This window comes from Nocardioides panzhihuensis, assembly GCF_013408335.1.
Taxonomy (GTDB): Bacteria; Actinomycetota; Actinomycetes; order Propionibacteriales; family Nocardioidaceae; genus Nocardioides; species Nocardioides panzhihuensis.
In genome coordinates, this window is record NZ_JACBZR010000001.1 from 2,839,735 (window position 1) to 2,864,394 (window position 24,660).

Sequence of the window (24,660 nt, forward strand, 5' to 3'; positions counted from 1 at the left end):
TCAGGCACCCAGGGTGCGGGTGAAGCCGGGTGGGATCACGATGTCCTCGGCACTGAGCTCGTCCAGGGCGGACTTGCCCATCCCCAGCAGCGCCGAGTCGGCGCCGCTGCGCAAGATGTCGAGGACGTTCTCCACCCCGGCCTGACCGTTCGCGGCCAGGCCCCACAGGTAGGCACGGCCGATCATCACGGCACGGGCGCCGAGCGCCACCGCCTTGATCACGTCGCTCCCCCGGCGTACGCCGCCGTCGAGCACGACCTCGATCTCGTGACCGACGGCGTCGGCGATCGAGGGCAGCACCCGGATCGGCGCCGGCGTGCTGTCGAGGTTGTTGCCGCCGTGGTTGGAGACCGAGATCGCCGTCATACCGGCATCGACCGCGCGCTTGGCATCGTCGACGCGGCAGATCCCCTTGAGCATGACCGGGCCGTCCCACTGCGACTGGAGCCAGGCCAGGTCGTCCCAGGTCGGGAGCGGCGTCTGCATCCACTCGTAGTAGGCACCGAAGAAGGTCGGTGCGGTCTCCCCCGGCTGGACCAGGTTGGGCACGGTCAGGTCGGGGATGTAGCCGGCGCGCGCGAAGCGCGACAGCCACCGCGGCCGGGCGAGGGTCTCGGGCGCGAACTGCACCATCGCCTTCAGATCGAGCTTCTCCGGGATCGACGGGCTGCCCCAGTCCCGACCCATCGAGAAGGACCAGTCGGTGGTGACGATCAGACCGCGGGCACCGGCCGCCTTGGCCCGGCCGATCCGCTGCAGGATCGCGTCGCGACTGCCCAGCCAGTAGATCTGGAAGAACGTCTGGGGATTGGCCTCGACCACCTCCTCGACCGGCTTGCTCGCGAACGAGCTGAGACCGGTGATGGTGCCTCGGGCAGCGGCGGCGCGGGCGATGGCGACCTCGCCGTCGGGATGCACGGCCTGTACGCCGGTCGGCGAGCAGATCACCGGCATCGAGATCTGCTCGCCCATGACGGTGGTGGCCAGGTCCCGCTTGCCCGACAGGCCGGCGCAGTGTGGCGCGAAGCCGAGCTCGGCGAACGCGGCGGTGTTGTCGTCATAGCTGACCCCGCGCTCCGAGCCCGCGAGCAGCGCGCTGTAGACGGACTTCGGGAGGCCTTTCTTCGCCCGCCGCTGGGCCTCGGCGACGGTCTCGAACCAGATCTTCGACATGACAATTGACTCCTAGACGGGGCTCTCGTTGCAGAGGCGGTCGGGCAGCTTGGTCGGCCGGCCGGGCATGCCCAGCAGGACGGCGTCGGACCGCGAGTGGTCCTGGGAGGGTTGCGGCAGGCCAGAACCGTCCCGGTTGGCGAGGGCGGTCTGGCTGTTGCCCTTGACGCACTCCGGGTCCGGTCCGTCCAGCGGCAGACCGGTGAAGAACTTGGCGGCCATACAGCCACCCCGACAGGCGTCGAACGCCGAGCAGGACGTGCAGGCTCCGCCCGAGGTCGGCTCACGCAGCTCGCGGAAGAGCGTGGACTCCTGCCACACCTTCTTGAAGCCGCCGTCGGCGAGCAGGTTGCCGGCGAGGAACTGGTCGTGGATCGCGAACGGGCACGCGTAGACGTCCCCGACGGGATCGATCAGGCACACCACGCGACCGGCACCGCACAGGTTGAGGCCCGGGAGGGCGTCGCCGAAGGCGGCCAGGTGGAAGAAGGAGTCGCCGGTGAGGACGCGCTCGCCCTTCTCGACCAGCCAGTCGTAGAGGTAGCGCTGGTCCTCGGCGGTCGGGTGGAGGTCGTCCCAGACATCGGCACCACGGCCGCTGGGGCGCAGCCGGGTGAGACGCAGGGTGGCGCCGTACGTCTCGGCCAACGCCTGGAACTCGTCGAGCTGGCGTACGTTCTCGCGGGTCACGACGACCGAGATCTTGGAGTCGGTGAAGCCGGCCTCCTGCAGGTTCGCGAGCGCCCGGACCGCCATGTCGAACGAGCCGCGGCCACGTACGGCGTCGTTCACCTCGGCGGTCGCGCCGTCCAGCGAGATCTGTACGTCGACGTAGTCCGAGGAAGCGAGCTGAGCCGCCCGCTCCTTGGTGATGCGGACACCGTTGGTCGAGAACTTCACGCCGACGTCGTGAGCGACCGCGTAGTCGAGCAGCTCCCAGAAGTCGGGTCGGACCGTCGGCTCACCGCCGCCGATGTTGACGTAGAAGACCTGCATCCGCTGCAGCTCGTCGATGACGGCCTTGGCCTGGTCGGTGGAGAGCTCGTTCGGGTCGCGACGGCCGGAGGAGGACAGGCAGTGCACGCACGCCAGGTTGCAGGCGTAGGTGAGTTCCCAGGTCAGGCAGATCGGGGCGTCGAGACCGTGCTCGAACTGGTCGATCAGTCGTGGAACCGGTTGCCTCTCGGTGTGCTGGTCCATCAGGGTCATGACGCGATCGCCTCCTGGCGTGGGCTGATCATTCCGGAGCGGGCAAGGGCGGCGAGGGCCGCGAGGTGGTGGGGGCGATCGGCCTCGGCGACGCCGACGGTGTCGAGGGCGGCGAGGGCCGAGGCCGATCCGTCCAGCGCCTCCACGACCCGCACGAGAGCGAGGTCCTTGAGGAACGAGAGCCGCCGCGAGCCGAAGTCGTAGACGAGGGCGCCGAAGGGCTCGGGCCGGATCACGACGCTGGGGTTGCGGCGCCAGGCGCCCTGCGGGTCGAAGGAGGTCATGGTGTCTCGTCCTTTCTCAGTAGACGCCGCACATGCCGTCGATCGAGACCTCCTCGACGAGGAGGTCCTCCTCGACGAGGTCGGTGTCGACCAGATCGGTGTCGACGTCTGCGGAGCTGGTGATGTGAGCGGACATGTCCGGACTCCTTCGTGTGGTTGATGCACTGGCAAAACCGACGTTAGAGACCGACGGCCACGCTCAGCGCCGTCCGGAAGTGCACATCGGCCTATCCGTTCGGAGAGGTTCGGCGAGGCGTCGGAAGGCGCGGCCCGCGGCTCCTCTCCGAACGGGTAGGTACGCGCCGGGCCGACCGATCAGGACCCCCTGCTCGCAGCGGATGGTTTGCGCTTCAGGGCCTCCCGCTGGGGGTGTGACGCGGCTTACGTTCGAGCACGTCATCAGTCCAAACAGGAGGTTCCCCATGCAGGTTGACGAGCTGCTCAAGCCTTTCCCGATCAAGGAGTTCCACCCGTTCCCGCGGGCTCTGCTCGGGCCGGGTGCTCACGAGCTCATCGGCCCCGAGGCCATCAAGCTCGGGTTCACCAAGCCGCTGGTCATGACGTCCGGCCTTCGGGGCACGAACATCGTCCAGAAGATCGTGGACTCGCTGAAGTACCACGGCCTCGACGCGGTCGTCTACGACCAGGTCGAGTCCAACCCCAAGGACTACAACTCCATGGACGCCGTGGCGTTGTACCAGCAGAACAAGTGCGACTCGTTCATCTCCATCGGCGGCGGGTCCTCGCATGATGCCTGCAAGGGCGCCCGGGTCTCGGTGGCCCACGACGGCCGAAACGTCAACGAGTTCGAGGGCTTCAACAAGTCGGAGAACCCCAACAACCCGCCGCACATCGCCGTGTCCACCACGGCCGGCACCGGGTCGGAGACCTCGTGGGCGTACGTCATCACCGACACGACCACGGACCCCGACAACCCGCACAAGTACGTCGCGTTCGACGACGCCTCGGTGGCGACCCTCGCCATCGATGACCCGGTGCTCTACTTCGACTGCCCGATCGACTACACCGCCCAGTGCGGCTTCGACGTGCTCGCGCACGCCTCCGAGCCGTACGTCTCCCGCCTGAACTTCGAGCCCTCGCTCGGCAACGCGATCCGGGCCATCAAGCTGACCTCGGAGAACCTGCGCGAGGCGGTCTGGAACGGTCAGGACCTCAAGGGTCGCGAGGGCATGATGTACGCCCAGTACATCGCCGCCCAGGCGTTCAACTCCGGCGGGCTCGGGATCATCCACTCGATCTCGCACGCGGTGAGCGCGTTCTACGACACCCACCACGGCCTGAACAACGCCATCGCGCTGCCCCGCGTGTGGGCGTTCAACATGCCGGCGCAGTACGGACGGTTCGCGGACATCGCCGAGGCGATGGGCGTCGACACCCGTGGCATGACCAAGCCGCAGGCTGCCGACGCCGCGCTCGCAGCCGCGATCCGGCTGCTGCGCGACGTGGGCATCCCGGAGCGCTTCGTCGACGTCACGAAGGACAGCTACTCCAAGAACCGGCTGGGCGAGGGCCCGACCAAGTACTACGAGAACGCGAAGGTCATCAAGGGTGACGCGGCGGACGTCGACCGCATCACCAACCACGTCCTCGGCGACGCCTGCACCCCGGGCAACGCCAAGGAGTGCACCTTCGAGACGGTCCGGCCCGTCGTCGACCACGCCCTGAACGGCGACCTCGACGACCTGCTGACCTGATCCCACCGGCTCGGTCCGGCCTGGGGGCCGGGGCATGCGCCCCCGGGTCGGACCGACTCCACGATCTCCCGCGAACGCCCACAGACATGCCCACTCACATGCCCACTCGTTGCCCGCTGCCCCGTCGCCCCAGGAGGCACCCATGAACGCACAGCCCGTCGAACCCATCGAGCCCGCCGCACACACCGGCTTCGAGAGCGTCGCGGACGTCATCGACCAGTTCACCGACCAGGGCTATCTGGCCGACGAGCGACTCGCCACGACCGTCTTCCTCCAGGCCCATCTGGACAAGCCGGTCCTGCTGGAGGGCCCCGCCGGCGTCGGGAAGACGCAGCTCGCCAAGTCCCTGGCCGCCGTCACGGGTCGCAAGCTGTTGCGCCTGCAGTGCTACGAGGGTCAGGACGAGACCACCGCGCTCTACGAGTGGGACTACGGCCGCCAGCTCCTCTACACCCAGCTCATGCGCGAGAAGATCGGCTCGCTGGTCGCCGACACCCCCGACCTCGCCTCGGCCGTGGACGCGATCGCCGCCGAGGAGAGCGCCTTCTTCTCCGAGCGGTTCCTCGCCCCGCGCCCGCTGCTGGAGGCGATCCGCTCGGAGGAGCCTGTCGTGCTGCTGATCGACGAGGTCGACCGTGCCGACGAGGCACTCGAGGCGGTCCTGCTCGAGCTGCTCGCGGAGTATCAGGTCTCGGTCCCCGAGCTCGGCACGTTCACGGCCGTCCACCTGCCGTACGTCATCCTGACCTCGAACAACAGCCGCGATCTCTCCGCTGCCCTCAAGCGCCGTTGCCTGCATCTGTTCCTCGACTACCCCGACGCCGAACGTGAGCTGGAGATCATCCGGTCCAAGAAGACCGGGCTCGCCGACGAGCTCGCGCGCCAGCTGGTCGACATCGTGCGCGGCCTGCGCGAGCTCGATCTGCGCAAGGCCCCGAGCATCTCCGAGACCGTCGACTGGGCACGCACGCTCGCTGTCCTGGGTGCAGAGGAGCTGACCGCCGAGACGCTGTCGGCGACCGCGAACGTCGTCGTGAAGTACGACCGCGACCTCAAGCGCACTCTCGAGGCGCTGCCGCGGCTGGTCGACCCGAACGCCGATCTCGACCAGGACCACGAACATGGGCACGGTCACGGTCACAGCCACGGCGACCACAGCCACGAGAACGGCAAGCAGAACGGCCATGCGAACGGCCAGGAGATCGGCCAGGGCGAGCCCGACGGAGCCGCCGTACGACGGTCGAAGGACCTGCCTGGACGCCACGACGAGGCCTACTACGGGACCGGCTCCATGGGCCCGGCCCGCAAGGTGTCCGCAGACCAGGGCGCGCGCGCATTCGCGAGCCGGCGCCGGCCGTTCTGATCCGTGGAGGGTTGAGTCATGGACGGCGCACTCCATCGCTTCGTACGCCTGCTTCGAGTGCAGGGCGTCCGGATCGGCATCTCCGAGGTCGTCGACGCCTCGCGCGCAGCGGGCGCTCCCGGCGTACTCGACAACCGGTCGCTGCTGCGCAGCGCGCTGCGGGTGACGCTGATCAAGGACCAGCGAGACGCAGCGACCTTCGAGCGGACCTTCGACCGCTTCTTCAGCCTGCGGCCGGTGCTCGACGCTCCCGATGAGCACGGCCACTCCCATGCCCACGACGACCTGGAGGACGAGGGCGAGCTCGAGGAGTTCGTCCTCTCCGAGGAGCCGGGCAAGACACCGAGCCAGGGACACAGCCACGGCAAGCCCGACGACATCCGCGACTACTTCGATCCCGAGGACCTCTCTCAGCAGTACAACCTGCACCAGGAGGCCAACAAGCTCGACATGGCCGCGATGACCGACGAGATCGTCCTCTCCAACGACGGTGCCGGGGCACGGACCGAGGCGGCCCGTGTCCAGCTCGACACCACGCGCCTGCACAATCCGGGTCGTCCCGGCAGGATCGCGGACAAGGCGGGCACCCGGATGGATGTCGAGCTCACCGTGGCCGAGGAGATGGCGCTGCTGGCCTGGCTCGACGACGCCGATGCCGATACGCCCGGCGCGAGCCTCGAACCCGACGAGATCGACGCACTCCGCGCCAGCCTTTCCGGCCTGCTCGACGGTCTGCCTGCCGCGTTGCAGGCGCACCTCGAGGAGCTGATGGCGTCGGATGCCGCCATCGAGTCGCGCGAGGCCAGCGCCCGGGAGATCGACCGCATCGGCGAGCTCGAGCGCGCCACTCTCGAGGACTCGCTCCGCAGGCTGATCCGCAGCCTGCACGGGGCTCCTCGAGCCCGACGCCGCGTAGCGGCACGTGGCAGCATCGACGGGTCCCGCACGATGCGGCGCAACATGCGCAGCGACGGCGTGCCGTTCCGGCCGGTGACGATAGCCAAGGTGACCGACCGCCCGCGCCTGCTGGTGCTCGCCGACGTCTCCCTGTCCGTACGTGCCGCCGCCCGGTTCACCCTGCAGCTCGTCCACGGCCTGCAGGGGATGGCCTCGCAGGTGCGTACGTTCGCGTTCGTCTCCGACCTGGTCGAGGTGACCGATCTCTTCGCCGAGCACCAGATGGAGGAGGCGCTGTCGCTGACCCTGTCCGGACTGCCGGCCGGCGGCATCCTCGACGTCGACACCGACTCCGACTACGGCTCCGCGTTCAGCCAGTTCCTCGACGAGTTCGGGGGTGGCATCAATCGGCGTACGACCGTGATCGTGCTCGGCGACGGACGCGGCAACGGCAACGATCCCGGCACCACGGCGTTCGAGGAGATCACCCGGCGGGCTCGCGAGACGATCTGGATCACCCCCGAGCCCCGCTACTCCTGGACGCTCGGCAGCTGCGACCTGCCGGCGTACGCCACCCACTGCGATCGCGTGCACATCGTGCGCGACCTCGCCGGGCTCGACCTGGTCACCTCCCACATGACCGAGGTGGGGCGATGAGCCTGGCCGCGCCGCCGCCGATCGACCCGCTGGTCGGCACCGCCTCCGGCGCCTACCGGGACGAGCTGGTCGAGGTCGTGCGCGGACGCCCCGGCCCGGCCGCGGCGCACCGGACCCGATCGTTCGAGTTCTGGGCCGACCGCGATCGTGTCCACCTGGTGCACGACCTGCCCGCCGACCAGATCGACAACGACCTCGCGGGCCTGCTCGCCACCGAGCTGTTCGCACCTGGGTGGCTGGAAGGCAGCGAGCTCTTCGAGCGGCTGCTGACCGGGATCGTGATCAGCTCCGCGGTCGACCCGCTGACCGCGTGGACGCTGTTCTACGCCAACACCCTCGACCGGCTGACCGCGCCAGTCACCGGCGACGTGCCGGAGCCCCACAGCGGCCTGGCCGAAGGATCGCTGGCCGGCTACGCACCGGTCTACGCCCACGCCCGGTCGCTGATCGATCCCGGGTCGATGCTCGAGCTGGGCAGCTGCTTCGGGTTCTTCAGCCTCCTCTGCGCAGCCGACCGCGACGTGACGGCAAGCGACCTCACGCCGAACACGGTGCGGCTGCTGGCGCAGGTCGCCCCGCGTCTCGGCCTGAGCCTGGGCACGCTGATCTGCGACGCAGCGCGCGTGCCGCGACCCGCGGCTTCCTTCGACACCGTGGTGGCCCTTCATCTGCTCGAGCACCTGCCGCCCGAGCACGGTCTGGCGGTGGTGCGGGAGATGCAGCGGCTGGCCCGGCGCCGGGTGATCGTCGCTGTGCCCTACGAGGACGAGCCGACCGCTGCGTACGGTCATGTCCGGACGTTCAGCGCGGACGACCTCGCCGACCTGGCGACCGACAGCGGCTGGCGGTGGCAGGTCCACGACCACCACGGTGGCTGGCTGGTCCTCGACCGTCCCTAGGGCCGACCCAGGACCGTGCAGCGGGCGGCTCAGATGAAGCCTTCCTTGCTCGCCACGTAGACGGCCTCCGCCCTCCGGCTGACCTGCAGCTTGCGCAGGATGTTGCCGACGTGGAACTTGGCGGTCGTCTCGGAGATGAAGAGCTGCTTGCCGATGTCGCGGTTCGACAGGCCGCGCGCGAGCAGGCGGAGGACGTCCTGCTCGCGTTCGGTCAGCTGCCGGTTCTCCGCGGCCGACTCGGCGTTGATCCCCCGCACCATCGCCGCGGCGCTGCGGGAGTCGAAGGCGCTCTCACCGCGGTTGACGGCCCGGATCGCTCGCACCAGCTCGGAGGTGTCGACCTCCTTCACCACATAGCCACGCGCGCCCCGATGGATGGCCTCGAGGACGAGCTGGTCGTCGATCACGGTCGTCAGCACGAGCAGGGCGACCTCGGGATGGGCCTGGTGCAGGCGCGCGCACAGGTCGATCCCCTCGTTGTCGGTCGACGGCGAGAGTCGCAGGTCCAGCAGCACGACGTCGGGCGCGGTGGAGGCGACGACGGCCAGCGCCTGCGCCGAGGAGCCCGCCTCCCCCACGACCCGCAGGTCGGCCTCGCGCTCGAGCACCGAGCGCAGGCCCTGGCGCACCATCGCATGGTCGTCGACCAGGACGACGCCGATGGTGCCCGCTCCTTGCTGACCTCGGGCGGGGACGATGGCCGGAGCACTCATCACGCATCACTCTCCTCGGGCGTACGGGTGGGGCCGGGCGTGACTCCCGACAGGGGAACCCGCGACTCGATGGCGACGCCACCGGCCCGGGAGCGGCGGATCGAGAGGGTGCCGCCCAGCCCCTCGGCTCGCAGGGCCATCCCGAGCAGCCCCCGATGGCGCCCGTCGGCGGCGCCACGGCGGGCCAGACGTACGGTGCGACGCATCGCGGCGGGGTCGCCGTTGCCGTCATCACCGATCCTGAGGACGACGCAGTCCTCGAGGTAGCACAGCCGCACCAGCGCCTTGCCGGCATCGGAGTGCATCGCCACGTTGAACAACGCCTCGCCGGCAGTCCTTGCCAACGCGTGCTCGGCGGCGGTACCCATCGGCACCGGGCTTCCCTCGACGCGCAGCCGCACGTTGAGGTGAGGACGGTGCTGGGCGGCCATCTCGGCCAGCAGCTCGGGCAGGCTCGCCACGTTCTCGGCGCCACGCTCGTGGTTCAGCGCGTAGATCACCGATCGGAGCTGCTCGGTCGCGGTCGACATCAGGTCGCGCGCCCGATCCAGCTCAGGACGTACGTCACGCCGACCTGCACCGCTCGCATCCCCGATGAAGTCGCCCCGGAGCATCTCCACCACCAGACCCGCGCTGAGCACCGTCTGGGCGACACTGTCGTGGAGCTCGAGCGCGATCCGCCGACGCTCGTTCTCGAGCAGCTCGCGCTGGTCGGCCACACGGAGCCGCTGCTCGGCCGCCCGCAGCTCCTCGTCGCGCACCGAGAGCAGCCGCGCCTGCTCGGAGACCTCCTCGAAGAGCTGGTGCGCACGTCGCTGCTGGGCCAGACCGGTGCGATAGAGGTCGCCGGTGTGCAACGAGACCGCGGCCAGGTTGGCGAGGATGTGGAGCACCGACAGGTCCGGGGTCTCGAGCGGAAGGTCGTCCCGCGGGGCGGCGACCAGACCGCCGATCGCGTGCCCGTCAAGCAGCATCGGGACCACGACCACGCCGTCGGCGTTCTGGGTCGCCCGAGCCGGCAGGTCGCCCGTCTCGACGCGCTGGATGGCACGGGTCACCTCCTCGGCCAGATCGGCGGCGGCGTCGATCATGGCTCCCTCGGAGTCGATCGCCAGGAAACGCGGACGGGTCGACGGCAGGGCCTGGGAGGTCAGCGCCAGCGCGGCCCAGCGGGCGTCGAGGTGGTGCGAGGCGACCCGCACGATCTTCTCCAGCAGCGCCCGCGGACCTTCGACGGAGTGGACCAGCGCACCGGAGATGGAGTCCATCGCGGCGACCGTGAGCTGCAGACGCTCGTTGGAGCGTTGGTAGGCCGAGTAGTAGGTCTGCTTGCCCGAGCGCACCCCGGTGAGCGCGGCGAGGTCCGGCAGGCGCCGGGCGATGTCGGCGGCCGAGAACGGGCGCGGCTGAGTGGTCACAGCGAGTCTCGGAAGATGCCGGCGATGTCTTCCTTCGCGGCGGCGCGTGGGTTGGTGGCCAGGCAGGCGTCGCGGGTGGCGGTCAGCGCCATCCGGTCGATGTCGGCGGCGGTCACGCCGAGGGCACCGAGCCGTCGCGGCGCTCCGACCGAGGCCGCGAGGTCCTGGACGTAGTGGGCCAGCAGCTCGGCCGCCTCACGGTCGGGCACACCCTCGACACGGAGCCCCATCGCATCGGCCAGCATCGCGAACCGCTCCGGGACCACTTCGGCGTTGAACCGGATGACGTGCGGGAGCAGGACACCGTTGACCACTCCGTGCGGCAGGTCGTACAGGCCACCGACCTGGTGGCTCATCGCGTGGGTCGCCCCGAGGATCGCGTTCGAGAACGCAAGGCCAGCCTCGAGGCTTGCCTGCGCCATCCACATCCGGGCCCGCTCGTCGCCGGGCTCCTCGACGTTGCGGAGCAGTGCCTTGGCGACCAGACGAGCGGCGGACAGCGCATGCCCGTCGGCCAACGGGTTATGGCCCAGCGAGACGAACGACTCGATCGCGTGCGTGAGGGCGTCGAGCCCGGTGGCAGCGGCGAGATCCTGAGGCATCGTGCTCAGCAGGCGCGGGTCGGTCACGGAGATGTCCGGAACGAGCGACCGCCCCATGATGGTCATCTTCACGGCGTTGGCGGTGTCGGTGACGATGCAGAACTGGGAGACGTCGGACCCGGTCCCGGCAGTGGTCGGGATCATCAGCTGAGGTGGGATCGGCTGTTCGACACGATCGACGCCTGCGTAGTCGTGGATCGATCCGCCGTTCCCGCTCACGATCGCGACGCCCTTGGCAGCGTCGAGCGCCGAGCCTCCGCCGATCCCGATGATGACGTCGCCGCCGTAATCCACATAGGCGCGGTAAGCGGCTTCGATCTCGTGATCCTTAGGGTTGGGGGTCACGCCCGCCCAGACCCGTGGCTCCAGGCCTACCTCGGCGAGATGAGCGAGCAGCTCATCGACCCAGCCCGCGTCGATGATGCCGGGGTCGGTCACCACGAAGGGCCGGCGGGCCCCGAGCCGGCCCGCACAGAATCCGGCCTCCGCGAGCGAGCCCAGTCCGAACACCATCTCCGGCACATGGAACTTCAACAGCCGCCGATCACCTCGGGACGAGGGAAACGTCGACGGCGCGTCGAGCGTGAGCATTGGGGAACCGACCTCCTCGAGGCGCCACAGAAATCAGTGCCGTTAGTGACGCACGCCACACCGTAAGCCCGTTCAGGTTGCAACTCGGTTGCAGGCTTTGCCTTCGTCCGGCTGACCAACCGACGGAAACGTTGCAACCTCGTTGCAACGTGAACGGTGTCACACTGGAGAGATGGACAAGGGCATGCGCGCGGAGGTCGCCGACTCCTGGCACCGTTCTGCCGCGGCAGGGGTCCCCGCCGACGAGCTCACGGCGCCGATCACCCTCGACGGCGGAGCGCTGCACTCAGCACGCGCCGAGCACCAGCTCGCCCGTGTCTTCCCGCTCCTCGACGACGTCCTCGGACAAGCCGCCCGCGACTGCGACGCCGTGATGGCGGTCGCGGACGAAGCAGGTCAGTTGCTGTGGGTCTGCGGCTCGGGCGCGGCACTGCGCCGGGCCGAGTCGATCGGCTTCGTCGAGGGCAGTAATTGGGACGAACGCCTCGCCGGCACCAACGCACCGGGGCTCGCCCTACGTCTCGACCAGCCCAGCAGCGTCGTACGCAGCGAGCACTTCCGTCACTCCGTGCGCCGCTGGAGCTGCGCCGCGGCGCCCATCCACGACCCCGCGAGCTCGCAGCTTCTCGGCGTGCTAGACGTCACCGGCGGCGACGAGATCGTCGTGCCCCAGACGATGGCGCTCATCCGAGCCACGGTGCGGCTCGCGGAGACCGAGCTCGCTAGGGACCGGCTCGTCGCGGAGACCCCGCAGGCGCCCGGACGTGCCACGATCACGATCGAGGCGCTCGGTCGCAACGACGCGTTGCTCACGGTCGACGACGACCTCGGGCACACCGGTCGGATGCGTCTCTCGCCACGTCACAGCGAACTCATCCTGCTCCTCGCCAGCACTCCGCGCGGTCTCTCCGGCGACGAGCTCAGCGTGCTGCTCTACGAGGACGAAGGCGGATCCTCGACGCTGCGCGCAGAGCTCAACCGGTTGCGCCACCTGCTCGGTGACACGTTCTTCGCCTCGCGACCCTACCGGCTCGTGTCGGACGTCGGAGGCGACTGGCTCGCGGTCGAGGCGCTGCTCGCATCCGGGGACGTCGCCGGTGCGCTTCGCGCCTTCCGAGGCCCCCTGCTCCCACGGTCCACGGCTCCCGGGGTCGTACGCCTGCGCCAGGCACTCACCGAACAGATGCGTGCCGCCATCATGCACGCCGGCCAGCCCGACCTGATGTCGGCCTGGACTCGCTCGGCCTGGGGTTCGGACGACTACGAGATGTGGGCTCAGCAACGCGATCTGCTGCCACCGGGGTCACCCATGTGGGCCCTTGCCACCGGGCAGCTGGCCCGGCTGGACCACGAGTTGACGGGCGCTCCTACCCGTTAGGACAGGATCCGGAAGCGGGCCGGACAACGGCAACGTGTCTGCAACGTCACGGCTCCTACGGTGCTGTGAACGGCGTCACAGAGGACGCCGAGTCCCGACATCAGGAGCATTCAGATGACCATCTACGCAGCCCCCGGCCAGCCGGACTCGCTCGTCTCCGTCAACAGCCGTTACGGCCACTACATCGGCGGCGAGTGGGTGGAGCCGGTCAAGGGCCAGTACTTCGAGAACATCTCCCCCGTCAACGGAAAGCCCTTCACCGAGGTCGGCCGTGGCACCGAGGAGGACATCGAGGCAGCCCTCGACGCCGCCCACGCCGCCAAGGACGCGTGGGGTCGCACCACCGGCACCGAGCGCGCGATCCTGCTCAACAAGATCGCCGACCGCATGGAGGAGCACCTCACCGAGCTCGCCGTCGCCGAGTCGTGGGACAACGGCAAGCCCGTCCGCGAGACCCTGGCGGCCGACCTGCCGCTGGCCGTGGACCACTTCCGCTACTTCGCCGCCGCGATCCGCGCCCAGGAGGGCGGCGCCGGTGAGCTGGACGAGTCCACCGTGGCGTACCACTTCCACGAGCCGCTGGGCGTCGTCGGCCAGATCATCCCCTGGAACTTCCCGATCCTGATGGCGGTCTGGAAGCTCGCCCCGGCCCTCGCCGCCGGCAACGCCGTCGTGCTCAAGCCCGCCGAGCAGACCCCGTGGTCGATCCTCAAGGTGGTCGAGATCATCGGCGACCTGCTCCCGGCCGGCGTGCTCAACGTCGTCAACGGGTTCGGTGTCGAGGCCGGCAAGCCGCTCGCCTCGTCGTCGCGGATCGCCAAGATCGCCTTCACCGGTGAGACCACGACCGGCCGGCTCATCATGCAGTACGCCAGCCAGAACATCATCCCGGTCACCCTCGAGCTGGGCGGCAAGAGCCCGAACGTCTTCTTCGAGTCGGTCTCCCAGCAGAAGGACGCCTTCTACGACAAGGCGCAGGAGGGCTTCGCGCTCTTCGCCCTCAACCAGGGCGAGGTCTGCACCTGCCCCTCGCGGGCGCTGATCCAGGAGTCGATCTACGACGAGTTCCTCGCTGACGCCGTCGTACGCGTGGAGAAGATCGTCCAGGGCAACCCGCTCGACGACGCCACCATGATCGGTGCGCAGGCCTCGCAGGACCAGCTGGAGAAGATCCTCTCCTACATCGAGATCGGCAAGGCCGAGGGCGCCAAGGTGCTCACCGGCGGCGAGCGCAACATCCTCGACGGCGACCTCGCCGAGGGCTACTACGTGAAGCCGACCATCTTCGAGGGCGACAACTCGATGCGTATCTTCCAGGAGGAGATCTTCGGGCCGGTCGTCTCGGTCGCCAAGTTCACCGACGAGGCCAACGCTCTCGAGACCGCCAACGACACCCTCTACGGCCTCGGCGCCGGTGTCTGGTCGCGCGAGGGTGCGCAGGCCTACCGCGCCGGTCGCGAGATCGAGGCCGGCCGGGTGTGGACGAACTGCTACCACCTCTACCCGGCGGGCGCCGCGTTCGGCGGTTACAAGCAGTCCGGCATCGGTCGTGAGAACCACAAGATGATGCTCGACCACTACCAGCAGACGAAGAACCTCCTGGTGTCCTACTCCCCCGACGCCCTCGGCTTCTTCTGAGGCGCTGACCCGGATGCGCACCCTTCCGCACCGGGTCGACCTCACGGGTGAGGCGGCGGAGCTCCTCCGCCGCCTCACCGCCGAGGCCGGCCCCGTCATGTTCCACCAGTCCGGCGGCTGCTGCGACGGGTCGGCGCCGATGTGCTACCCCGACGGGGAGTTCATGCTCGGCGGCGCCGACATCCATCTCGGCGACCTCGACATCGGGCTGGACCGGGCCGTCCCGGTCTGGATGTCGAAGGCCCAGTTCGAGTACTGGAAGCACACCCACCTGACCATCGACGTCGTCAAGGGACGCGGCGCCGGCTTCTCGCTCGAGGCGCCGCTCGGGGTCCGCTTCCTGATCCGCTCCCGCATCTTCACCGACGAGGAGTACGCAGCGCTCGAGGCCTCCGCCGACAGCTGAGCCGCCCCTTCCCCACCACCCAGACCCAGAAAGCAGGACCCCGCATGAGCATCGGAGCCAACCTCGCCGAGGACACCGGCAGCAGCACTTCCTCCGAGAAGCGCCGTTTCGAGCCTCCCGCCGATCTCGCCGCCGAGGCCAACGTCACGTCCGCGGCCTACGACCGTGCCGCGCAGGACCGGCTCGGGTTCTGGGCCGAGCAGGCCGAGCGGCTCACCTGGGCCGAGCCGTTCACCGAGGTGCTCGACTGGACCGATGCCCCGTTCGCGAAGTGGTACGTCGGGGGCAGGCTCAACGCGGCGTACAACTGCGTCGACCGGCACGTGGAGGCCGGGCGCGGCGACCAGGTCGCCTTCCACTTCGTCGGGGAGCCCGGCGACACCCGTGACATCACCTACGCCGACCTCAAGGACGAGGTCTCGCGGGCGGCCAACGCGCTCCTCGACCTCGGCGTACGCACCGGCGACATGGTCGCGATCTACCTGCCGATGATCCCCGAGGCGGTCGTCTCGATGCTGGCCTGCGCCCGCATCGGCGCCACCCACACCGTGGTCTTCGGCGGTTTCTCGGCCGAGGCGCTCGCCTCCCGCATCGAAGACTGCCGCGCGAAGGTCGTCATCACCGCCGACGGCGGCTACCGCCGCGGCGCACCCTCCGCGCTCAAGCCGACCGTCGACGACGCCATCGGCAAGCTCGGCGGCAACAGCCCGGTCGACCACGTCCTCACGGTGCGCCGCACCGGCGAATACGTCTCGTTCGACGACGCCACCGACGTGTGGTGGCATGACGTGGTCGACGGCGCCTCGCCCGAGCACACGCCGGAGGCCTTCGACGCCGAGCACCCACTCTACGTCATGTACTCCTCCGGCACGACCGGCAAGCCCAAGGGCATCCTGCACACCACCGGCGGCTATCTCGTCGGCGCCGCCTACACGCACCACGCGGTCTTCGACCTCAAGCCGGGCTCGGCCGAGGAGAAGGGGGACGTCTACTGGTGCACCGCCGACATCGGCTGGGTCACCGGGCACTCCTACATCGTCTACGGGCCGCTGGCCAACGGCGTCACCCAGGTCCTCTACGAGGGCACCCCGGACAGCCCGCACCAGGGCCGCTGGTGGGAGATCGTCGAGCGCTACGGCGTGACGCTCCTCTACACCGCGCCCACCGCGATCCGCACGTTCATGAAGTGGGGCCGGGAGATCCCCGACCGCTACGACCTCTCCTCCCTGCGGCTGCTCGGCTCGGTCGGCGAGCCGATCAACCCGGAGGCCTACCTCTGGTATCGCAACGTCATCGGGGGTGACCGCTGCCCCGTCGTCGACACCTGGTGGCAGACCGAGACCGGGCAGATGATGATCAGCCCGCTGCCCGGCGTCACCGCCGGCAAGCCCGGCTCCGCGATGCAGGCGCTGCCCGGCATCGGGGTCGACGTCGTCGACGAGAACGGCGACCCGGTTCCGAACGGGTCGAGCGGCTACCTGGTGCTGACCGAGCCCTGGCCGGCGATGCTCCGCACGCTGTGGGGCGACAAGGACCGCTTCGTCGAGACCTATTGGGCTCGGTTCGAGAAGCAGGGCTACTACTTCGCCGGCGACGGCGCGAAGAAGGACGAGGACGGCGACATCTGGATTCTCGGCCGCGTCGACGACGTCATGAACGTCTCCGGCCACCGGCTCTCGACCAGCGAGATCGAGTCGGCCCTGGTCTCCCATCCTCGGGTCGCCGAGGCCGCCGTGGTCGGTGCCGCCGACGAGACGACGGGCCAAGCGGTCTTCGCCTATGTGATCCTGCGCTCCGGTGCCGAGGAGGGCGCCTCGGCCGGCGACGCGCTCGTGCACGAGCTGCGTACGCACGTGGGCAAGGAGATCGGCGCCATCGCCAAGCCCCGCAAGATCACCATCGTGCCCGAGCTCCCGAAGACCCGGTCGGGCAAGATCATGCGCCGGCTCCTTCGCGACGTCGCCGAGAACCGGGCCGTCGGCGACACCACCACGCTCAGCGACCCCGCCATCATGGCGCAGATCGCCGGCGACGACCGGGCCGTGAAGGCGTGACCTCCCGTGCCGAGGACAGTGGAGTCACCCGCACCGGCGGGAGCTGACCGGTCGCTGACCGCTCTGGGCTGGGTCGTCGTGGCCCGGCATCGCGAGCCCGCGCACGTCGGCCTGCGCGCACCGTGGGGCGCGGCGCACCTCAAGCGCATCGGCAGCCAGGTCACCTACTGCGGTGCCCCAACGCTCGGCTGGCACGCCTTCTGGCACCTCCGGGCCGACGACATCCGCAAGTGGTGCACCGACTGTTCGGCAGCACGACCGACCCGTGCCGTGGCCGACTGCTTGACATAGGGCACTCAGTCGTCGAGCAGCGGCATCAGGTCGGCGTCGGATCCAACCACGCGGGTGGGCAGGAAGGGAAGGTCTCGACCTGCTCGGGACGGGTCGAGGCTACCGCTGGTTCACCGATCCCCTCACCCGCGACCTCTACCTACCTGAGCACCACGGCTTCTACTCACGGATGTACGCCGCACTCCGCGGCGTACTCAGCCTCCGCGGACCGAACGCCCGCGCGGCGGACTACGTGGCTCTTCTGGCCAAACGGTCCAAAAGTTCCGCGACCTCTGGGAGGAGCACGAGCTACGGGAAGCTGCTGTTCCTATCGGCCATCACTCCGTTACCCCAGCCATGACGCCCTCCGCGCTGGGGACGGATCACGCTCCGGACAGGAACTTTCCTCAGTCGGCCTGGCGCTCGTTGGCCTGCTGACGCGCGGCACGCTCGGTGCTCATCTGTCTCGCCGGGCGGGGTCGAAGATGTCGTGCAGCGTGTCGCCGATTCATTCGACGTGTGCGGACCGTTCGTCGGCGCCCATCCGAGGACCTCAGGTGCCGACCAGGTGGATCACTCCACGCCGTTGGCGACAAGGTCGGGCGCCAGTGCAATGCCGCGGACCCGTGGGTGAGCAAGATGTTCGCCACACCACTGACCACCGCAGGTCGGGATCGTCGTGGCACTGCGGTCGTCGATGAGTCCGCCAGTCGCGCAGGAACGAGAAACTCACACGAGTGCCGAGCACCGCCTCGGCGTCTGGGGGCTCCTTGGCACCTGGTCCGCCACTACGGGATCGCGAAGGTGCTGATCTCCTACAAGCTGATTGACCTGGACAACGTCGGCGACTCGGGCTCCGCTGCGCGTGCCTTGGCATCGTCCTTGCTCGCCAACGCCGAGAGCCTCGTCATCTATCACCAAGAGTCCGACCAGCTCGGCGCGACCGCGGACGCGCTGGCCCTCACTCGCACCGAGCAGTCACTGCTCCCTATCCTTAGAACGGTCGGGGTCTGTGGCGCGTCAAGGACCGATCCTTCGTCGTTCGGCACTAGTTTCACCGAGCCGAGCTCTTCGATACCTCGGCAATGCGGCTGGCCAAAAGTGGTTTGATTCGCCCTGGGTTTCGTTCCGACATCTTTGACAGGATTGGGAACGATGCCGAAGAAGTACTCCGATGAGATGCGTGAGCGGGCGCTGCGGATGGTGGCCGAGGCGCTGCCGGACCACCCCAACCAGATGGCTGCGATCCGTCACGTGGCGGATCTGTTGGGGATGAACAGCGAGACGCTGCGGGTCTGGTTGCGCCGGTCCGAGGTCGACGCGGGCACGCGGCCGGGTGTGTCCACGGACGCGGCTGAAGAGATCAAGCGGTTGCGGCGGGAGAACGCTGAGCTGCGGCGGGCGAATGAGATCTTGAAGTCGGCCAGCGTGTTTTTCGCCAAGGAGCTCGACCGTCCCACGACGAAGTGATCCGGTACATCGACGAACACCGTGATCAGTTCGGGGTCGAGGCCATCTGCCGGGTGCTGCGCCCGGCAGTTCGTGGGTTCATCACCTCACGCGGCTACCGGGCCGTGAAGAACAGGCCGGCCTCAGCACGCCAGCTGAAGGATGACCTGCTCAAACCCGAGATCGCCCGACTGCACGCGGAGAACTACGGCGTGTACGGGGTGCGGAAGATGCATGCCTTGCTCAAGCGGCAGGGCTGGGCGATCGGCCGCGACCAGACCGCCCGACTGATGCGGGAGCTGGACCTGCGTGGGGTACGTCGCTCGAAGAAGGTCTTCACGACTCGCCCGGACAAGACCACGGACCTGCCTGGTGACCTGGTCAAACGGGACTTCACCGCCCCGGGGCCACGCCGGCTGTGGGTAGCCGACGTGACGTATGTGGCGACCTGGTCGGGGTTTGCCTACGTGGCGTTCGTGACCGACGTGTACTCGCGTCGGATCGTGGGCTGGAACGTCGCTGCGACGCTGCGCGCCGAGGTTCTCCCGCTACGCGCACTCGACATGGCCGCCTGGGACGCCAACCGTGACGGCGGCGATCTGGACGGCTTGGTGCACCACGCCGACCACGGCTCGAACTACCTCGCGGTCGTCTACACCGACCGGATCGCCGAACTCGGCGCGAAGCCTTCCACAGGGACCGTCGGGGACTCCTTCGACAACGCCCTCGCGGAGGCGGTCAACGGCCTGTACAAGACCGAGTTGATCCGCCGCCGTGGCCCGTGGCGGACTGTGGAACAAGTCGAGCTGGCCACTCTGGAGTACGTGTGGTGGTGGAACAACCAGCGCCTTCACGGCGAGCTCGGCTACCGCACACCGATCGAGGTCGAGCAGGCCTACTACGCTGACCTTGATTCATCCCAGCCAGCGACCGCTGGCCAGGGAAACCGATAGGAACGAAACCCAGGCGAATCAGTCCCCGGACGGTGAGCAAGGACAGGCCTGGACAAGCTTCCAGTCAGGCATCAACACGTTGCGCGGCCAGACGTGGCCGACCAGACGCCGCATCAAAGCCGGCGACATCCTGAGCTTCACCTGCTTCCCCACGGTCGCGGGGTACGGCACTGCGCTGCGACGCACCCTCTTCCTGGGCGAACCTGACGCTCGCGCCTTGCAGACATGGGCTACCAACCTGAACATCCGCCAGCACGCCCTCGAGGTGATCCGACCAGGCACCACGTGTCGCAAGATCGAACGTGAGCTCGACGAGACCCGCGCAGACCACAGCTGGCGCCACCTCAGCGACCGCAACCACCGGGTCAGGCTTCTCGCCCATCCCTACGGACCTTGGGCCGGCCGCGAGACCATCCGCGACCTCGACATCGCGCTCGAACCCGGCATGCTGGTCTCGCTGCGTGTCACCAGCGCTGTCGCCCAGCACGAACCCGGAGCCGGCGTCTATGGCGACACTGACGTCCTGTTCGTCAACGAAACCGGTGCTGAACTCCTCACGGCGTTCCCCGCCGGACCCGAACACAACCTCCTGACCGGATGATCTGGCGGCTTCGAGCGCGGGCACCGTCATTGCGGGATTCGAACCCGAACGGCGAGTACGGCAGCCTTGACCGAGATGGTTGCAGAGGGTGCCGGTCGCCGATGCAGCCGGGTCACCGTCGTCCGGCGAGAGCGGCCGGTCACCCTCACGTTGCGAACAGTCGTCGGTCCGGTTTCCCACACTGCCAAGAACACTCACCTTGCGGATCGTGTCGTCGCGCGACGCAGCCCGCCGGAGTCTCGGGTCACCAGCGGGCTCCAGGCACGACTGAAGGAGACGGGGGTCCCGACGTCCAGCATCTTCTTCACCCGGGCACTCGCGAACCTTGTATCCCAGTTGCGTCCGTCAGAGTGGCGTACGACGAGGTGACCGCCGTGGCGTCGACGTTGGCAGGGTCACCGCGTGATTCTTCAAGGAATCTCCTACACCCTTCTTGGCTCAGCGTGCACTGCTGACGCCCCCCGTCAGGAAGAGACCGTCGGTCGCTACAAGCGTGGTACAAATGGTCGACAGTCGTCGACGTTTGCGCAGGTCAGCATGGATCAGTCAGTCAGAACTACGACCTGTAGTCACTTCTCGCGTAGAGCTCGAGCTCAACAGACTCGAGTACGAGGGCTCCGGCGTCGCCGGAGCCCTCGTCGCATCCCGGCACGGCGAGAGGTACAGACGCCGGCACTCCCCCGCGGCCGCTTCCCTTGTGCACGCTCATGCCGATGAGCGGGCGGGGTGTGCACTGGGTGAACAGGGAGGGTCTTGTTGATCCCTACCTCAACCTACGCTTGCCCTTGCCAGTCGGCTGCCGCGCACAGAAGGACCCGTGGATGCTACGTCGAATGGATCGGGAGCCTATTGCTGTAATTCACCCAGGCGCGCCCCCTGCTCGAGCTCGGCGGCGAGACCTTCACCTGTCGCGGCTCGAGCTAGAGCGCGCCCCAGCGCAGGTGCCTGCTTGAACAGATTGTGACCGGCCACGAACAGGACAGAGCCTGCCTCCCACACGGCGACGCCGTCCTCGCTCCATGGGAGGTCGGTCACCCAGCAGTGAAGGAAGTCGCGCGGCTCTGGGTGGAGACCGGGCAGCGCCCGTGTCACGTATTCGCGCGCGCGTTCGTCCAGCGATCGAATCGCCGCAGGGTCGATGAACGTTCCGTCGTCGCGGACGCCGACGGTTTCGCTGAGTCCGACCGAATAACTGCTGTTGCCCGGTAGCGGCGTCGCGTACACGCCGACTTCGCCGAAGACGCCGCTGCTGTCCTGCAGGCACGCGACTCGTGCCGGGGCGGCGGCTTTCACGTCGAAGGTCAGCCGGACGTGCGCGGCAAGGCGAACCGGCAGCGACAGGCCGACGCTGCGGGCCAGGCGGGCGGTTTCGCGGCCGGCGCACACGACCACCTTGGAGTAGACAGCCCGGTCGGTGACGCTGCGCACCTCGACCGTCCCATCGGCGCGGGGATCGATGGAGATGACCTCTGCGGTGGTGACGGCATCTGCGAGGGCACCCGCGAGTGCCGTGATCGCGGTGCGGGTGCGGATCGCGCCGCCCGACTCGTCGAGCACCGCTGGCCCCGAGTACCCAGCGAGCAGCGGCATCCGTTGGGCGAGCTCGGCTGCATCGATCTCGTACGCTTCCACGCCGCCGACCTGGTCGAGCACCCGCAGCCGCGCCAGGGCGCTGTCGCCGATCGCCACGACACCGTCTGATGAGACCAGCTCGACGTCGAAGTGTTCGGCCCACTCATCCCATACGCCGCGGCTTTCGCGCGCGAAAGCGACGAGTCGCGGGTCGTCGTGGGCATGCCGGAAGATCCGCGACTCGCCTGCGGACTGACCAGCTCCGGGCAGACCGGCCTCGTACAAGCGCACCGGCACGCCCTGCTCCCGCAGCGCGTACGCCGTCGACAGACCGACGATCCCGCCCCCGATCACTGCTACCTCGGGTGAACGCGTCGGGGCAACGTCGTCGTCAGTTCCTGTCATCGCGGTTCCTCGATCTGTTAGGGATGTGCGATGGGCCGCAAGACAAGGGGCCGCTGCCATGACGTCAACGGGCTGTGTCAGCCCGAAGTCACCGCGCGCAGCGACCCCTCATGTCGGGGTCAGTACTCCCGGTCTGTGGTGTCAGGCGGGAAGTTTGGAGCCCAACACGTCGAGCTTCTCGATCGTCGGTTCGGAGAACAACGTACCGGTCTGCTCGCCGAGAGCTACCGCAACAGGGCCGGACAGGTGAGCGTCACGTCCGGCGTCATCGGGGAACACGTCGAAGATCCCGAAGGAGGAGGGCCCGAGGCGGATCGCGAACCACGCGGTGGTCGCCGGCTCTTCCTCGACAAGCGCACGGCCGCTGTCAAGGAACTCCTTCACGTCGTCCTCCTTGCCGGGCAACGCGTCAAACCTGACCAGCAATCCCTTGGTCACACTCATGACTTCTCCTCTTCCTTTGTCGTGGTGCCCGCGAGTTGGGACACGATCGCCTCGGAGAACGCCGGCAGGTCCTCCGGCGAGCGGCTGGTGATGAGATTCTTGTCGACCACGACCTCCTGGTCGACGACGTTCGCGCCGGCATTGCGCAGATCCGTGCGGATGCTCGGGAAGGACGTCAGGGTGCGACCGGTGGCCACGCCGGCCTCGATCAACGTCCACGGCCCGTGACAGATCGCCGCCACTGGCTTGCCGCTCTCGACGAAGTCGCGGACGAAGGAAACGGCGCCCTCGTCGACCCGGAGCTGGTCGGGGTTCACCGTGCCGCCCGGAAGCACCAAGGCGTCGTAGTCGCCCACCGAGGCGTCGGCGACCAGCCCGTCGACGGTGAACGTGCCCGCTTCATCCAGGTCGTTCTTACGGGCCTTGATCTCGCCGTCGTGGATCGAGAGGACCTCGGTCCGAGCGCCGGCCCTGTCCAGAGACTCGCGGGGTTGCTCGAGTTCGACGCGCTCGACCCCGTCCGCGGCGAGGATCGCGACCCTCTTGCCCTGAAGATCTGCTGCCATATCAGTTTGCCTTCTTTCCGTCGGACATACCCGGCTTGATGACGACCTTGGTCCAGCCCTCAGACCTGGAGTCGAAGTTCCTGTAGGCGTCGGCGGCCTGGTCCAGCGAGATCTCGTGGGAGACGATCCAGGACGGCTTCGCCTTGTCAGCCGCGATGAGGTCTCGCAGCCGGCGGTTGTACTTCTTGACCGGGCACTGACCGTTGCCCATGGTCTGTCCCTTGAACCAGTGGGTGCCGAAGTCGATGGCCGCCTTGCCCTGCTTGGCCAATTCGCCCTTGGCCCCCGGGTCCTCGGGGACGAACACGCCGACGGTGCCGATCCCGCCGGTGAACCGGACCGAGTTGATGAGCATGTTCAAGGTGGCAGCCGGGTCTTCGTTCCCCTGCGGGTCGTGGGCCTGGTAGCCGACACACTCGCAGCCACGGTCGGCTCCGAGCCCCATGGTCTCGTCCAGCACAGCCTGCACGGGGTCGACCTTGGAGTCGTCGATGGCGATCGCTCCGATCTGCTCGGCCAGCGCGAGCCGGTCGGGGTGGCGATCGACCACCATGACCTTCGCGGCGCCCTTGATCGTCGCGGACAGGGCGGCCATCAGTCCCACGGGGCCGGCCCCGGCGATCACGACGCTGTCGCCCGGGATCACGCCGGCCATCTCGGTGGCGTGGTAGCCGGTGGGGAAGATGTCGGAGAGCATGACGTAGTCGTTCTCCTTGTCCTGCGCGTCTTCACCCAGGCGCAGCGCGTTGTGGTCGCCGAAGGGCACCCGGAGCAGTTCTGCCTGCCCGCCGCCGTACGGGCCCATTTCGGCGAAGCCGTAGGCCGCACCGGCGGCCGAAGGGTCAGGTTGCGTCGTCAGGCAGTAGTTCGTGAGCCCGCGCTCGCAGTTCTTGCAGAACCCGCACGAGATGTTGAAGGGCAGCACGACCCGGTCGCCCACCTTGATCTTCTCTACTCCCTTGCCGATCTCCACCACCTCTCCCATGTTTTCGTGGCCGAACGTCCGGCCCTTCTCGAAGGAGGTCCGCCCCTCGTACATGTGCAGGTCCGAGCCGCAGATGTTGGTCGTTGTGACCTTGACCAGCACATCGGTGGGCCGTTCGATCTCGGCGTCCGGAACGTCCGTGACCGCGACATCTTTGGGTCCCTGATAGACGACAGCCTTCATGGCGAATCTCCAATCGTTGTGTCGGTGACTCCGAGCAGTCCACGCTCGTCGCCGACCACCAAGAAGTCATGGGCGCACCAGGCCAAAGTCCCGGGGCATGATTTGGTTCGAGTGCACAACTCCTCGCGGGTGGGTGCGCTGGGCAAGGCGTACAGTGAGCGCGACGCTGCCCCCGAGAGTTGATGAGGACCGATGAGCTCTCACGGACTCGGACTGGATCCCGGGATACATCCGT

Annotated in this window: 23 protein-coding genes; 12 read left to right on the forward strand and 11 right to left on the reverse strand. The window is 68.4% G+C overall.

The features are described from left to right. The 4 genes from mftD to mftA are packed head-to-tail and all read right to left on the reverse strand — an operon-like array spanning position 1 to position 2,802. Positions 1–1,173: a pre-mycofactocin synthase MftD gene (mftD, locus tag BJ988_RS13505; protein ID WP_179658467.1), complete on the reverse strand. Its 1,173-nt coding sequence runs from the start codon at positions 1,171–1,173 to the stop codon at positions 1–3. 12 nt (positions 1,174–1,185) lie between these two features. Beyond that, a complete protein-coding gene (gene mftC / locus BJ988_RS13510; RefSeq protein WP_218860845.1) occupies positions 1,186–2,382 on the reverse strand; it encodes a mycofactocin radical SAM maturase in 1,197 nt (398 codons plus the stop codon). After that, entirely contained in the window at positions 2,379–2,666 is a 288-nt protein-coding gene (mftB, locus tag BJ988_RS13515; RefSeq protein WP_179658468.1) for a mycofactocin biosynthesis chaperone MftB, read from the reverse strand. Before mftB ends, mftC begins: the two co-directional genes overlap by 4 nt. A gap of 16 nt (positions 2,667–2,682) precedes the next feature. Then, positions 2,683–2,802 (reverse strand): mycofactocin precursor MftA, encoded by a 120-nt coding sequence (gene mftA / locus BJ988_RS13520; RefSeq protein WP_179658469.1) that lies wholly within the window; start codon positions 2,800–2,802, stop codon positions 2,683–2,685. Between the two features lie 286 nt (positions 2,803–3,088). Here mftA and mdo point away from each other — a divergent pair, with 286 nt between their 5' ends. From mdo to mftM, 4 genes are all read left to right on the forward strand, one after another. Next, positions 3,089–4,381 carry an NDMA-dependent methanol dehydrogenase gene (gene mdo / locus BJ988_RS13525; protein WP_179658470.1) on the forward strand — a complete coding sequence of 431 codons (1,293 nt, stop codon included), beginning with the start codon at positions 3,089–3,091 and terminating at the stop codon, positions 4,379–4,381. Between the two features lie 142 nt (positions 4,382–4,523). Beyond that, the gene (locus BJ988_RS13530) at positions 4,524–5,744 is read left to right on the forward strand and encodes an AAA family ATPase (protein WP_179658471.1); all 1,221 of its coding nucleotides are present in this window, start codon (positions 4,524–4,526) and stop codon (positions 5,742–5,744) included. An 18-nt stretch (positions 5,745–5,762) separates the two neighbouring features. Beyond that, on the forward strand, positions 5,763–7,298 hold the full coding sequence (locus BJ988_RS13535) for a VWA domain-containing protein (protein WP_179658472.1): 1,536 nt from the start codon (positions 5,763–5,765) through the stop codon (positions 7,296–7,298). Further along, the gene (mftM, locus tag BJ988_RS13540) at positions 7,295–8,197 is read left to right on the forward strand and encodes a mycofactocin oligosaccharide methyltransferase MftM (protein WP_179658473.1); all 903 of its coding nucleotides are present in this window, start codon (positions 7,295–7,297) and stop codon (positions 8,195–8,197) included. The genes BJ988_RS13535 and mftM overlap by 4 nt, the downstream gene beginning before the upstream one ends. A gap of 29 nt (positions 8,198–8,226) precedes the next feature. Here the strand turns inward: mftM and BJ988_RS13545 are convergent, their stop codons facing one another. The 3 genes from BJ988_RS13545 to BJ988_RS13555 are packed head-to-tail and all read right to left on the reverse strand — an operon-like array spanning position 8,227 to position 11,464. Further along, positions 8,227–8,910 carry a MadR family response regulator transcription factor gene (locus tag BJ988_RS13545; protein ID WP_179658474.1) on the reverse strand — a complete coding sequence of 228 codons (684 nt, stop codon included), beginning with the start codon at positions 8,908–8,910 and terminating at the stop codon, positions 8,227–8,229. Continuing rightward, positions 8,910–10,328: a sensor histidine kinase gene (locus BJ988_RS13550; protein ID WP_343051602.1), complete on the reverse strand. Its 1,419-nt coding sequence runs from the start codon at positions 10,326–10,328 to the stop codon at positions 8,910–8,912. The genes BJ988_RS13545 and BJ988_RS13550 overlap by 1 nt, the downstream gene beginning before the upstream one ends. After that, complete coding sequence (locus BJ988_RS13555; RefSeq protein ID WP_246321476.1) at positions 10,325–11,464, reverse strand: iron-containing alcohol dehydrogenase; 1,140 nt, start codon at positions 11,462–11,464, stop codon at positions 10,325–10,327. The genes BJ988_RS13550 and BJ988_RS13555 overlap by 4 nt, the downstream gene beginning before the upstream one ends. A gap of 229 nt (positions 11,465–11,693) precedes the next feature. Here BJ988_RS13555 and BJ988_RS13560 point away from each other — a divergent pair, with 229 nt between their 5' ends. From BJ988_RS13560 to BJ988_RS13595, 8 genes are all read left to right on the forward strand, one after another. Further along, a complete protein-coding gene (locus tag BJ988_RS13560) occupies positions 11,694–12,899 on the forward strand; it encodes a GAF domain-containing protein (RefSeq protein ID WP_179658476.1) in 1,206 nt (401 codons plus the stop codon). A 114-nt stretch (positions 12,900–13,013) separates the two neighbouring features. Beyond that, positions 13,014–14,537, forward strand: coding sequence for an acetaldehyde dehydrogenase ExaC (gene exaC / locus BJ988_RS13565; RefSeq protein WP_141779645.1), 1,524 nt, complete (start codon positions 13,014–13,016; stop codon positions 14,535–14,537). 13 nt (positions 14,538–14,550) lie between these two features. Beyond that, complete coding sequence (locus tag BJ988_RS13570; protein ID WP_141779644.1) at positions 14,551–14,943, forward strand: DUF779 domain-containing protein; 393 nt, start codon at positions 14,551–14,553, stop codon at positions 14,941–14,943. Between the two features lie 44 nt (positions 14,944–14,987). Next, a complete protein-coding gene (gene acs, locus BJ988_RS13575; protein WP_179658477.1) occupies positions 14,988–16,997 on the forward strand; it encodes an acetate--CoA ligase in 2,010 nt (669 codons plus the stop codon). A gap of 6 nt (positions 16,998–17,003) precedes the next feature. Beyond that, positions 17,004–17,288, forward strand: coding sequence for a hypothetical protein (locus BJ988_RS13580; RefSeq protein WP_179658478.1), 285 nt, complete (start codon positions 17,004–17,006; stop codon positions 17,286–17,288). A gap of 783 nt (positions 17,289–18,071) precedes the next feature. Then, positions 18,072–18,377, forward strand: a complete 306-nt coding sequence (locus BJ988_RS13585; RefSeq protein ID WP_179658479.1) for a hypothetical protein — start codon at positions 18,072–18,074, stop codon at positions 18,375–18,377. A gap of 45 nt (positions 18,378–18,422) precedes the next feature. Continuing rightward, positions 18,423–19,669, forward strand: a protein-coding gene (locus BJ988_RS13590; RefSeq protein ID WP_425490854.1) for an IS3 family transposase whose coding sequence is annotated in 2 segments (ribosomal slippage) — positions 18,423–18,702 and positions 18,702–19,669 — 1,248 coding nt in all. Because the reading frame shifts where the segments join, the coding sequence is not laid out codon by codon here. Then, positions 19,626–20,270 carry a M24 family metallopeptidase gene (locus tag BJ988_RS13595; protein WP_179658481.1) on the forward strand — a complete coding sequence of 215 codons (645 nt, stop codon included), beginning with the start codon at positions 19,626–19,628 and terminating at the stop codon, positions 20,268–20,270. Before BJ988_RS13590 ends, BJ988_RS13595 begins: the two co-directional genes overlap by 44 nt. Before the next feature lie 846 nt (positions 20,271–21,116). Here the strand turns inward: BJ988_RS13595 and BJ988_RS13600 are convergent. The 4 genes from BJ988_RS13600 to BJ988_RS13615 form a co-directional block, all read right to left on the reverse strand. Further along, positions 21,117–22,196 (reverse strand): NAD(P)/FAD-dependent oxidoreductase, encoded by a 1,080-nt coding sequence (locus tag BJ988_RS13600; RefSeq protein ID WP_343051603.1) that lies wholly within the window; start codon positions 22,194–22,196, stop codon positions 21,117–21,119. A 192-nt stretch (positions 22,197–22,388) separates the two neighbouring features. Further along, on the reverse strand, positions 22,389–22,691 hold the full coding sequence (locus BJ988_RS13605) for a putative quinol monooxygenase (RefSeq protein ID WP_179658482.1): 303 nt from the start codon (positions 22,689–22,691) through the stop codon (positions 22,389–22,391). Then, positions 22,688–23,257 (reverse strand): type 1 glutamine amidotransferase domain-containing protein, encoded by a 570-nt coding sequence (locus BJ988_RS13610; RefSeq protein WP_179658483.1) that lies wholly within the window; start codon positions 23,255–23,257, stop codon positions 22,688–22,690. Before BJ988_RS13610 ends, BJ988_RS13605 begins: the two co-directional genes overlap by 4 nt. A gap of 1 nt (position 23,258) precedes the next feature. Further along, positions 23,259–24,425: a glutathione-independent formaldehyde dehydrogenase gene (locus BJ988_RS13615; RefSeq protein WP_179658484.1), complete on the reverse strand. Its 1,167-nt coding sequence runs from the start codon at positions 24,423–24,425 to the stop codon at positions 23,259–23,261. Positions 24,426–24,660: the final 235 nt, after the last annotated feature.